This is a genomic window from Streptomyces ossamyceticus, from assembly GCF_001418475.1.
In the GTDB taxonomy this organism is placed as follows: Bacteria; Actinomycetota; Actinomycetes; order Streptomycetales; family Streptomycetaceae; genus Streptomyces; species Streptomyces ossamyceticus.
Window position 1 is genome coordinate 1 of the sequence record NZ_LIQX01000415.1, and the last position, 11472, is coordinate 11472.

Here is an 11472-nt window from a genome sequence, read left to right on the forward strand (position 1 = left end):
CAGGAACAGCGGGCCCCGGCCTGGGCCTGCGATCCCTACGCGGACGCGCTGCGCGCCGGCCGGGGCCCGCTGTTCCTGCGCCGCGGCGACGGCTGGCTGCTGCCGCTGGAGGTGGAGCGGTGGTGCGCCCGCGCCGACGAGGTCGACCTCCAGGTCCTGGAGCGGTGCGAGGGCGCTGTCCTCGACGTGGGGTGCGGGCCGGGGCGGCTGGTCGCCGAACTCGCCGCCCGCGGGCGGCCCGTACTCGGCGTCGACGTCAGCCGGGCCGCCGTCGCCCGCACCCGGCGGCTCGGCGGCCAGGCCCTCACCCGCTCGGTGTTCGAGCCGCTGCCCGGCGAGGGCCGCTGGGACACCGCGCTGCTCCTCGACGGCAACCTCGGCATCGGCGGCGACCCTGCCGCCCTGCTGCGCCGACTGGCCCAACCGCTGTGCTCCGGTGGCCTGTTGATCACGGAGACGGTGCCGGTGGATGTGGACGAGCGGGCCGAGGTCCACCTGGTGGGCGGCGCCGGACCCGGGGCCGGCGCCGGCGCCGAGGCCGCGTTCCCGTGGGCGCGGCTCGGCACACCGGCGCTGCTGCGGCACGCCCTCCCTCTCGGCCGACGTGCCGTCGATCAGTGGTCGGCGGGCGGGCGGTCCTTCGTCGCCCTGCGGGCCCGCAGCACCAGCAGCAGCGCCGAACCGCCGAACAGCAGGGCCGTGATCAGCAGCCAGCGGCCGAGGAAGCCACCGCCCGACATCCCGGTGGCGGACGCGTAGCGGTCCGCGACCCGCCCACTGATCAGCGGGAACCACACCAGCAGGAGCAGCCCGGACAGGGCGGCGGGCACCCGCACGTACATGACCCGCGCCCGCCGCGCCGGGGGCGGCGTGGCCGCCGCCGGAGCGCGGTGCCCGGCCGTGTCCCCGCGGTGCCCGGCCGGGTCCGCCGCCCGGACCAGCGCGCGGTCCGCCGCCGCGTACAGCGGCAGCAGGACGAGGTCGTGCACCACCGCGGCTCCCACGAACCACAGCGCGACACCGAACCAGTCGTCCGCGAGCAGCCGCACCCCGGCGTACCCGGCGAGCGCGAACGAGCAGGCCAGGAGCAGCAGTTGGAGGGGGCTGCCGAGCGGCAGCCGGTACGTGGTCATCGCAGGTCTCCGAACGTCATCCGTGCCACCCACTTGGTGTTGAGGACTCCGGGCGCGGCCGGCACGATGATCCGCGCCGGGTGGCCGTGGTCCGGGGACAGCCGCTCACCGTTCACGTCCAGGGCGAGCAGGGAGCGGGGGTCGCGGACCTGGTTGGCGCGCAGGGCGGCACGGCGGAAGGCGCCGTGCCGCTGAAGGGACTCCACGAGGACGTCGGGGGCGGTGTCGGGTTCGTGTCCGACGAGTGCGGCGAGGTCGCGCAGCCGGACGCCCCGCCACCACTGGTCGGAGGTGGACCAGCCCTCGACGCAGGCGATGGGCAGTGCCGCGCTGTGCAAGGGCAGTCGCGCCAGTTCGGCGCGGCTCAGCCGGACGGTTCCGGAGGGCCCGGTGACGACCAGGCGCCATGCCTCCTCACTCGTCTCCGCCGCGCTGATCCCTCTCGCCGCGGCCGTCTTGTTGATCTGGAAGCCGTTCGGTCCGCTGCCCGGTTCGGCGCCGCCGTGCGGGGTGAGGAGGGCCGTGCGCCGTGCCGGGCCGTCGAAGTTGCGGCCCACGGTCGTCCCGAGCAACAGCAGCGATCCGCCTCCGACCAGCCACACGGCACCGCGCCGCGACACGGTGGGCTCGGCCGGGTCCGGGGACACCAGCGAGGGTTCCTCGGCCGACACGGGAGGCGCGGCCCCTTCGTCGCCCGCCCGCATCCGGCGCAGGTTGCGTACGGCCGTCGGGGCCCTCAGCACCACGTGGACGGCGAACGCGGCGAAGAACACCCACGCCCCGTAGAAGTGCAGGGGGTAGAAGGAGCCGGGAAAGACGTAGTCGAGCTGGATGTTGAGCACACCGGTCACGAACTCGAACAGCACGCCGCCGACGAGCAGGAGCAGCGAGAGCCGCTCCAGGGCGTGGGCCACGGAGCGCGCCGGGGGCAGTTGGAACAGCCTCGGCACCACGGACCACAGCTTGGCCAGCAGCACGGGGACGAGCGCGATCCCGAGGGTGACGTGGACGCCCTGGGTGAGCCGGTACAGCCAGGGCGGGTCCGTCGGCCAGGGGAACAGATAGAAGCCGAGGACGCCCTTGTCCGGGGTCTTGTCGTTGACCGGCGACAGATCCGGGTTGTAGGCGGCGTACGACAGCAGTCCCGTCACGAACAGCACGGTGATCCCGGCGAGGAGGACCACGCCGAGCAGGGAGGTGAACCAGGGGCCGCGCAGGGGGCTGCGCCAGAAGGCGGGCGAGGAAGGAGACCGTTCCATGCCCCGACGCTAGGCCCGGGGCACCCGGTGCGGGGGTGTGCGACTCATGACGAAACGCTGACATCCGCGCCCGTCGGGCGGGCACCGGCCGTCCGGCCCAACGTCTCGGAGCGTGAACCGCGATCTCCGCCGCGACCTGTACGCCGTCCCCGCCGCCACGCTGCTCGTCGTGACGGCCGCGCTGGTCGGCGTCGCCGTCGAGCGCGCCATGGACGTCCTGCACGTGGGGTGGCCGCCCCCTGTACGCCGACTGGCTGCCCCACGCCGGCCCGGGCACGCCCGCCTCGCTCACCGTGGCCGTCGCCGTCGTGGCGTACGGGCCGGCCCTGGCCGCCCGGCTGCCGTGGCGGCCCCTGCTGTGGACCGCGCGGGCCACCGCCACGGCCGTACGGCTACGGGGTGTGGGCCAATCTCGCGTGCACCGTCCTCCTCGTGGGTCCGGCGACGGTGGCGGGCCTGCGCCGCACCGGCGTCGTCCTGGCGCGGCGGGGCGCCTTCCCCGCCGCGGAGCGCCGCCCGGGGCTGCTGCTGTGCTCGGCCCTGCTCATGCTGCTCGTCGCCGACCTGTCCGGGATGAGCAAGGCGGAGACGGAACGGATTTGGCTGCCGTTCGCGATGTGGCTGCTCGCGGCAGTCGCCTTCCTCGACCGCCCCCGCGCCTCTGCTCCTCAACCACCTGCTGCAGCCCCAAGGTATTCTCGGCAAGGGCCTTTCGGGCAGACATCATGCACGCCCGAGGGAACGTTGGTGCACATAATCGGGAGAACACGCCCGGCGGCCTCTCCCCGGAAGTGGCTGATTCCCTTTCGCGCCCACCCTTTGGCTTTCGGTCAAAGGCGGGCGGCCGTAGTCCGCCTGTTGGTGACAAGGGGGGACCGCGCTCAAACAACCTCCCGACTCCTTCCTTGCTTTGGCTTATTCTCGCTCCGTCGCACATTCGGCTCGAATTCCGCGCTGGTAAAGTAAATTCCGAGTACATCGTCCCTTCGGGAGAGCTTCCCGCAGGGTTCACGACGAGTCGTCCGGAACTGACCATTCTGGTGATGCGGGGGTGCTGGTGCGTGTCGTCCCGAGCGACGGTCGACCAGGGCCAGGAGGGAAGAAGGACCGGCTTCCGGCGGCCGTCCGAGCGGCCTCTCGGGGTGTCGCCCCGAGGGGTTCACAGGGTGTCGCATCCCTCTCCCCACGTCTCGGAAGAAGGCTTCATTGTCCGACCAGAACAGTTCTCGCTCCATGCTCGCCCGCGGCCTGAGCATCCTGCGCTGCTTTCGCCCGCACGAACGGGAGCTCCCGCTCTCCGAACTCGCACGACGTGCCGACATGCCCAAGGCAACGGCCCATCGCATCGTCGCCGAATTACTCAAGGAGCGCATGCTGGAACGCGGTGAGAACGGGTTACGGCTGGGCGTCTCCCTGTTCGTACTGGGCGCCCGTGTACCGAGGCAGATGGAACTGCGAGGGGTGACCCGACCGTTCGTCGAGCGGCTGCACCGTCTCACACGCGGCGGCGCGTACGTGTTCATGTCCGACGCTCTCGACGGCAGCGCGGGACTGGTCGACTCTGTTTACTTCTCCCACGACAGCGAAAGAGAATTCGGAGAACAGGTCTGCATCTCCACCAACGCCGCCGGAGAGATACTCAGATTCCATGGCGCACCGTCGAACCGTACGGAAGTGAACGACACGGTCTTCGGCTCCTTGGGCGGCGAGGAACCGGCCCGCGTGCGGCGGAAGGACCTCGTCGTTCTGCGTATGGCGGAGACGGTCGCTCTCGCGGCTCCTCTCCTACTGTCACCGGACACGGTGATCGGCGCCCTCGCCGTCTCCGCCCCGACCGGCCGACTGCGTGAGACCCAGGCCGCCTCCCACCTCCAGGCAGCCGCCGCCGCTGCCTCCCGCGCCCTCCAACGCACCCCCGAGCTGGCCCGCTGGCCCTGACGCGCGGCCCGCCGCACTCAGGGCACCCGGCAGCGGGTGTCCTGAGTGTCCGCCCCCGCCGCCGCCCGAACAGCGGTGATCAGACTCGGCAGCAACCGCCCGTCCCGGTACTCGGCCCGTGCGGCAAGCAGCGTCTCCCGGATCAGATCGGTCGCGGCCTCCCCATAGATGCCGGCGACGCTGCCCCGGAAGAGCCGCACCACCTTCAACCGTTCCGCGAGCAGCTCCACCGCCCACGGTGTCAGATCCCGCCGCGCCACGTCCGTGAACCCGGCCTCCGCGAGCTGCCGCAGCCGGTCCGGGAGCGGCGTCGTGAAGAAGACCCCCTCCGGGTGCGTGCGGCGGAACTCCGGCGACGGAGGAGCGGACGCGGGGGTGAGGCTGACCTCCTCGGTGAGCACCAGCGCTCCGCCCGGCCGCAACAGGCGCGCCGCCTCCCGAAGGACCGCCCCGGGATCAGGGAAGTGCGGCATGGACCCCGTCACCACCACCACGTCGAGTGAGCCGCCCGGCAGGGGAACCTCGGTCGCCGACGCGCACACCTCGGTGATGTGGGCGAAACCGTGCCGTTCACTGATGCGGCGGCTGACCGCGACGTGTTCCGCGACCAGCTCCACGCCGAAGGCGCGCCGCACCGGTACCCCGACCGAGGCAAGCCGGTCCACGGTGTAGCGCAGCGCGCCGCCGAACCCGCTGCCCAGCTCGCACACCGACACGGGCGCGGACCACGCGGCGCGCACGGCCCGGTCCCGCACGGCGTCGGCCACCAAGTCGCAGCCCTGCGGGCCGAAATGGCCCATCTGGTCGAGTCCGAGCAGTCCGCTCGGACCCGTCTCGCCGGTGAACTCCACGATCGACCGCTCGGTGCGCTCCCAGTCGTGAAGGGCCGGGAACAGCTCCCTGTGATAGGCGTACTGCGTCTCGCGCTGCTCCGGGACCTCCGCGGAAGGGGCCCCCTGGCCCGGTACACCGCTCACCGTTCCTCCCCGACGGGCAGGGTGACACGGGCGCGGGGCGCCGGGGATCCGGTGACGGGCACGGGGGTTCCTCCTCGGAGAGGGGCGACGGGGCCGGGGCGGGGTTGCGGCAGCGGTGTGCCGGGGCGGCCTCCCCGGGTGGACGGCGATGACGTCGGGCTCACGACGGCGCGCGGGCACGGAACTCGTCCGGCACCGCGGCGCACACCGCGTCCAGCACGGACAGCGCCTCGCCGGCGTCCTCGTCCGTGGCGACGAGCGGCGGCAGCAGGCGCAGCACCTCCGGGCGGCCCAGGCACGGGGAGACCACCAGACCGGAACGGCCCAGTTCCATCAGGACGTGTCCGGCCACCGGAGCGGAGCTGAACTCCACCCCCCACAGCAGTCCCCGACCCCGCACCTCGGTGACGAGCGAGGGGTGCCGTCGCGCCAGACCCTCCAGCCCCGCGGCCAGCAACGCGGCCAGACGGTCGCCGCGGGGTGCCAGTTCCTCCACGGCGGCCAGCGCCGCGATGCCCGCGGCAGCGCCCAGGGGGTGCCCGGAGAACGTCGTGGTGTGCGTGAACGGGTCCTCGGTGAGCGGCCGGTACAGCTCGGCGGTGGCCACCACCGCCGACACGGGCTGCACCCCGCCGCCGAGGGCCTTGCCGAGGAGCACCGCGTCCGGGCGCAGACCGCTGTCCGCGCCGGCCAGCCTGGGCCCGCAGCGGCGCAGGCCCGTCTGGATCTCGTCGGCGACCACGAACGCGCCGTGCGCGTGCGCGGCGTCCTGCAGCGCGCGCAGGAAGCCCGGGTCCAGGGGACGCACCCCGCCCTCGCCCTGCACCGGCTCGACCAGGACGGCCGCGACCTCGGGGCCCGCGAACGCCTCCGGGATCGCGGAGACGTCCGGCGCCACATGGGTCACCCCGGTCAGGAGCGGCTCCAGCGAGCGCCGGTAGCGGGGGTTCCAGGTCGCCGCGAGGGCGCCGAGGGACTTGCCGTGGTACCCCCCTTCGACCGCGAGGACACGGGTGCGCCCCGTCGCCAGGCGGGCCAGCTTCAGCGCGGCCTCCACCGCGTCGGAGCCGTTGAGGCCGAACCACACCTTCGTCAGGCGGTCGGGATCCGCCCAGTCCACCACCGCCCGCGCGAAGCGGGCCGTGGTCGGGTTGCCGAGGACCCGGGTGGAGACCGGCATCGCCTCCAACTCCCGGCGCACCGCGCGCACCACGTCCGGATGACGCTGTCCCAGCAGAGTCACCGCGTAGCTGCCGAAATCAAGCAGACGGCGGCCGTCGGAGAGACGCAGGCGCGCGCCCGCGCCGTCGGCCTCCACGGCGCCCGTGCCGTTCATGCCGTAGAGCAGGGCCAGTTGGGGCGACAGATGGGCGCGGACGGCGGCGAGCGCGCCGCGTGCCGGTTCCTGGCCCGTGACCGCTGTCATGGAGGCCCGTCCTCTCGTCTCTGTCGACCGCTCTGTCTCGTACCGCGCGTCCGCGACGCGCCGGGCCCTGTCGTCGGATGCGCTGCGGTGGATCACACCCGGCCGTTGAGGCGCCGCGACCCGCGGCCCGGGGCGATCCGAACGCCGGGCCCGGGATGCCCGCGGCGGATGTGGGGTCCGGCGGCGGCGAGGGCGTTCGGCACACCGCCCCGGGGCAGTTGTAGCCCGTCGCCGGTCGCGAGGGAAAGCCGTGTTCCGGCTGCCGGAACACCCACTGCTCCACCCGGTGGGGCGTTGGCAGGATGCCGTGTCATGGCCGCCCTGACCCCGGCCCCGGTCCGCCGCCGACCCTTCAGCCACTGCCCGCGGCGGGGCCGGACGGAGTCCGTCGGGAGCCGCCCACGGACCGCCACCAGGGCCCGCCCCCCGTCCGTACACCGAAAGGTGCTCGACCGCATGCCAACCACGTCAGCCGGCGCCACCGCGTTCCCGGACGTCGGCACCCTCGCCCGGCGCCTGGACAAGTTCCTGGAGCAACGCGGCCTGACCCGAGAAGCGGTACGCGGTGAGGCCGACCAGGGTGTGGGCGCACCGCTGCTCGCCGTCGCCGCCGGGTCGGTGCTCGCCGGGTTCGGCAACCATCGCAGCGACCTCGATCTGCTGGTCCTCGTCGAGAACGACCGGCTCACCCGCTTCCCGATCCAGTCCCACGAGCACGGCTCCCTCATCGACGTCAACATCCGCCGGGCCAGCTCCGTCCGCGACACCACCGCGGCCCTCGCCACGCACCCGTGGCCGCGGTTCGACAGCGTCACCGAGGACGCCTGGAACCACCGGCGCCGGGCCCTGAACACCGTCGGCCGCCTCGCGCTGGGCCTCCCCCTCACCGCCGAACCGCCGTGGGACGAGTGGCACACGTCGCTGCACGCCGCCTGGCTGGCCGAGGCGATCGAGGGGTGGTGGACCATGGAGGCGCACCGTCTGGCCCTCGCGGCCCGCTGGCTGCTGCCGCACCGGCCGCACGCCGCCGCCGTCCGCACCCGTGAGGCGGTCACCGCCGCCCTCAACGCGCGCGCCGCCGCGGCCGGCGAACTCTACTTCGCGGCCAAATGGGCCGGCGAGAAACTCAAGGTCCTCGGCGACACCGACGGACTCGCCGTCCTGCGCGCCGCTCTTGCCCCCGACATCGACGTGCCCCGCTCGCTGGCGGCCGTCGAACACCTCGTGGGCGCCCCCGAGGGACTGCACGCGGTGCTGCGCTGGGCCACGGGTGTCACGGCGACCCCGCTGGACGACCGGACCGTGGTGGACCGCTGGCAGTTGCGCACCGTCGAGTCCCCCGGAGTCGGCCTGCCGCCCGGCGACGGCGACGCCGTCGTCTGGTCCGGCCCCGCCGACACCGGGCCCCCGGCCGACCTGCTGCGGCTGTTCGTCCACAACCTGCTGTGGTGTGCCCTGGCCCACCCCGACCCGGAGGTGCCCGCGTGAGCCGGACGCAGCCGCTCGACGGCGACGCCCCGACCGACCTGCGGCGACTGCTCGCCTTCCGCGCCCATGGCGCCGCCCGGCTGCTGCTCGGCTGCCGGGCCCGCCTGGAGGACGTGGAGGGCGCCGTCGCCGCCGGACAACGGGAGACCGCCGTCCTCATGGCGTACGAACTCGTCCAGCTGTCCCTGTCCGTGCGGGGGCTGCGCACCGAGGGTGAACTCACCTACGGGCGCGACGAGGTCGCCTTCGACCCGTTCGCCGGCGTACCGGATGACGAGATACGGGACGGGCTGCGGCTCGCGGCCGAGGGCGGCGACGTCACCGACGAGGACGCCGAGGCATGGCTGGAGCGCCTGCGCGCCCACATCGCAGCCACCGAGGCGCAACTGGGGTACACCGAACCGCTGCCCGACGTCCGCTCCGGCAGCGGCATGATGAAGGGCTTCAAGCTGGCCCGCACCTGGGAGCCCCTGCTGCGCCGGGCGTCCCTGCCCGACCTCCTCCCGGACGCCTGGAAGCGCCGTGCCGACTGACCGCGCGCCGGACCCGGCCGGCACCCCGGCCCTGTCGCTGCGCGGCGTCGGCAAGCGGTACGGCGACACCGTCGCCCTGCACGACGTGAGCCTCGACATCGCCGAGGGCGAGATCGTGGGCCTGCTCGGCCACAACGGAGCCGGCAAGTCGACGCTGATGTCCCTGACCGCCGGGCTGCTGCGACCGGACACGGGCCAGGTCCAGGTGTGCGGGGAACCGGTGGCACGCGCCCGGCACCGTCTCGGCCTCGCCCCCCAGGACCTCGGTGTGTACCCACCGCTGACCGTGCGTCAGAATCTGTGCTTCTTCGCCGAGTTGGCGGGGCTGCGCGGACGTGACGTGCAGCGTCGCACCGACGACGTCGCCGAGCCGCTCGGCCTGGCCACCCTGCTCGACCGGCGGGTCGCCCGGCTCTCCGGCGGCGAGCAGCGGCGGGTGCACACCGCGGTCGCCCTGCTGCACCGCCCGCGGCTGCTGCTGCTCGACGAACCCACCGCGGGAGTCGACGTCGAGACCCGCACCCGGCTCATCGACTTCGTCCGGGACCTGGCCGCCACCGGTACGGCGGTCTGCTACTCCACCCACTACCTCGCCGAGGTGGAGGCACTGGACGCCGACGTCGCCGTCCTCGACCACGGACGGCTGATCGCCAAGGGATCCCTGCAGGAGCTGGTGCGCAGCCACGGCGGCGGCTGGGTGGAGCTGACCTTCACCGGTGCCCCGCCCGAGGCGAGGCTGCCGTGGCCGGTCACCGCCGACGGCGACACGCTGCGTGTGCGTGCCGACCAGCCGCACCTCGCCCTGCCCGAGATCCTCGCCGCCCTCGGCGACGGCACGTCCCGGCTCACCAACCTGAACGTGGTCCGGCCCAGCCTGGAAAGCGTCTTCCTCCACCTGACCGGACGCCGGTACACGGCGCAGGACGACAGCCCGGCGGGACCCTCCTCGACCGGGCCACGGGACACACCGGACGGTTCGCCGGCGAACGGGCCCCGGACCACGGAGACGGTGCCTCATGCGTGACGGATCCCTCGGCCGCGTCGTCGCCCTCGTGCGGCAGGACTGCCGGCTGCTGCTGCGCGACCCCGCGCCGTTGATCGTGCGGACGGTCATGCCGCTGCTCATCATGGTCTTCATGCAGCCCCTGTTCCGGGCGGCGCTGCGCGCCGACGGTGAGAGCGACGCCAACGGAGCCGAGCAGGGCGTGCCGGGCATGGCGGTGATGTTCCTGTTCTTCCTGGTCAACATCGTCGGTTTCGCCGTCTTCCGCGAACACGGATGGAACACCTGGGACCGGCTGCGCGCCGCGGGCGCCCGTACCGGCGAACTCGTCGCGGGCCGCGTCGTGACGCCCCTGCTGGTCGCCCTCCTCCAGCTGGCGGCCGTCTTCGGTGCGGGTGTGCTGCTGTTCGACCTGCGGGTGCGCGGTTCCTGGGCGGCCCTGCTGGTGGTGGCCGTGCCGTTGTCGCTGTGCGTGGTGATGGTCGGCATGGCGCTGACCGCGGTGTGCCGCACCATCGCCCAGCTGAGCGTCCTCGCCAATCTGCTCGCCCTGTTCTTCGCCGGTCTCGGCGGCGCGCTCGCCCCGCACGCCACGCTGCCCGACTGGACCAGGCCGCTGGCGCCCGGTGTCCCCAGCTATTGGGCGATGCGGGGCTTCACCACCGTCATCCTCGACGGCGGCGGCGTCGAGGACGTCCTGGTGCCCGCCGCGGCGCTGTGCGCCTTCGCCGTCGGACTCACCGCGCTCACCCTGGTCTTCTTCCGCGCCGACCAGCGCAAGCTCTCCTGGTCCTGACAGCCCGTCGTGGACCCGGTGGGCGCGCCCCGCCCTGCGCCGGGGCGCGCCCACCCGTGCGTCCCGGCTCCGCCCCCGCCCGTCAGAGAGGCACCCATGGCCGCCGTCGTGGTATTCGACTGCTTCGACACCCTCATCACCTCCGCACCGCTGCCCGGTCCCGACGTGTGGACCGCGACCCTGGTCCGGACCCTGGATCTCGACCCGAGCGACGCGGGCGCCGTCGTGCGGTCGGTCTTCGGCACCCTCTACGCCGCCATGTCCGACCGGTCCGCGCCCCAGCCGGCCACCATGGATCTGCTCGACGCCGCCCTGCGTGAACACGGCGTCCCCCGTGAGACCGCGGAACAGGAACGGGCGCTGTGGCGGGCCCTCGGCTGCGAGGACCCCCGGCAGTACCGGTTGTGCGAGCCGGTGGCCGAGGCCCTGCGCCGCGTCGCGGACGCCGGGCACACCGTCCGGCTGCTGTCCAACTGCTATCTGCCGTCCCCGCTCATGCGGCGGCTCCTGGAGCGGCTGCGCGCCCCCGAGGTGTGGGACCGGGGCGTGTTCACCGCCGACGGCGGCCCGAAGAAGCCCGACCCGCGCGTCTTCCAGGACATCGGGGACGGTGCCTTCGACCGGCGCGTCATGGTCGGGGACTCACCCGAACTCGACCTCGCGCCCGCCGCCGCCCTCGGCTGGGACACCGTCCGCATCGACCCGGCGAGCCCCGACCCGCGGCCGCTGTACGCCCTCCTCAGGTGCTGAACACACCGCCCGTCCCGCCTCGACGAACCGGCGTTCCGCACAAAGAAACACCCGCTGTATTCCACGGACCGCGCTCCTAACGTGTCCGATGGCGCCGCTCGAAGCGGCCGCGTCCGCGCCGCGACCCCGGCGCCCCCACCTCCCCGCGCCCTCGCGGAAGGAGCCACCC

General features: G+C 73.7%; 10 protein-coding genes and 2 pseudogenes. 8 read left to right on the top strand and 4 right to left on the bottom strand.

The genetic code is table 11. The annotated features are described in order from the left end of the window. Window positions 1-111 precede the first annotated feature (111 nt). A pseudogene (locus tag AOK15_RS48880) lies at window positions 112-477 on the top strand (methyltransferase domain-containing protein); the annotation flags it as partial. 137 nt (window positions 478-614) lie between these two features. Here AOK15_RS48880 and AOK15_RS48885 read toward each other — a convergent pair. Together AOK15_RS48885 and AOK15_RS27710 are read right to left on the bottom strand one after the other, a co-directional pair. Continuing rightward, entirely contained in the window at window positions 615-1133 is a 519-nt protein-coding gene (locus AOK15_RS48885; protein WP_055521083.1) for a hypothetical protein, read from the bottom strand. After that, on the bottom strand, window positions 1130-2392 hold the full coding sequence (locus tag AOK15_RS27710; protein WP_055521084.1) for a molybdopterin-dependent oxidoreductase: 1263 nt from the start codon (window positions 2390-2392) through the stop codon (window positions 1130-1132). Before AOK15_RS27710 ends, AOK15_RS48885 begins: the two co-directional genes overlap by 4 nt. Window positions 2393-2773: 381 nt before the next feature. Here AOK15_RS27710 and AOK15_RS48890 point away from each other — a divergent pair. Continuing rightward, a pseudogene (locus AOK15_RS48890) lies at window positions 2774-3049 on the top strand (hypothetical protein); the annotation flags it as partial. A gap of 576 nt (window positions 3050-3625) precedes the next feature. Then, on the top strand, window positions 3626-4330 hold the full coding sequence (locus tag AOK15_RS27715; protein ID WP_055521085.1) for a helix-turn-helix domain-containing protein: 705 nt from the start codon (window positions 3626-3628) through the stop codon (window positions 4328-4330). A gap of 17 nt (window positions 4331-4347) precedes the next feature. Here AOK15_RS27715 and AOK15_RS27720 read toward each other — a convergent pair whose 3' ends face one another. Together AOK15_RS27720 and AOK15_RS27725 are read right to left on the bottom strand one after the other, a co-directional pair. Further along, window positions 4348-5307, bottom strand: a complete 960-nt coding sequence (locus tag AOK15_RS27720) for a class I SAM-dependent methyltransferase (RefSeq protein WP_055521086.1) — start codon at window positions 5305-5307, stop codon at window positions 4348-4350. 160 nt (window positions 5308-5467) lie between these two features. Continuing rightward, window positions 5468-6733, bottom strand: coding sequence for an aspartate aminotransferase family protein (locus AOK15_RS27725; protein ID WP_055521087.1), 1266 nt, complete (start codon window positions 6731-6733; stop codon window positions 5468-5470). Between the two features lie 456 nt (window positions 6734-7189). On the opposite strand from AOK15_RS27725, the gene AOK15_RS27730 reads away from it, so the two are divergent. From AOK15_RS27730 to AOK15_RS27750, 5 genes are all read left to right on the top strand, one after another. Continuing rightward, window positions 7190-8221 (top strand): hypothetical protein, encoded by a 1032-nt coding sequence (locus AOK15_RS27730; RefSeq protein WP_055521088.1) that lies wholly within the window; start codon window positions 7190-7192, stop codon window positions 8219-8221. Beyond that, window positions 8218-8754, top strand: a complete 537-nt coding sequence (locus AOK15_RS27735; protein ID WP_240508616.1) for a hypothetical protein — start codon at window positions 8218-8220, stop codon at window positions 8752-8754. Before AOK15_RS27730 ends, AOK15_RS27735 begins: the two co-directional genes overlap by 4 nt. Beyond that, window positions 8744-9778 (top strand): ABC transporter ATP-binding protein, encoded by a 1035-nt coding sequence (locus tag AOK15_RS27740; protein WP_055521089.1) that lies wholly within the window; start codon window positions 8744-8746, stop codon window positions 9776-9778. The genes AOK15_RS27735 and AOK15_RS27740 overlap by 11 nt, the downstream gene beginning before the upstream one ends. Further along, on the top strand, window positions 9771-10553 hold the full coding sequence (locus tag AOK15_RS27745) for an ABC transporter permease (protein WP_055521090.1): 783 nt from the start codon (window positions 9771-9773) through the stop codon (window positions 10551-10553). The genes AOK15_RS27740 and AOK15_RS27745 overlap by 8 nt, the downstream gene beginning before the upstream one ends. A gap of 96 nt (window positions 10554-10649) precedes the next feature. After that, window positions 10650-11303, top strand: a complete 654-nt coding sequence (locus tag AOK15_RS27750) for an HAD family hydrolase (protein WP_055521091.1) — start codon at window positions 10650-10652, stop codon at window positions 11301-11303. The last annotated feature ends 169 nt before the right edge of the window (window positions 11304-11472 follow it).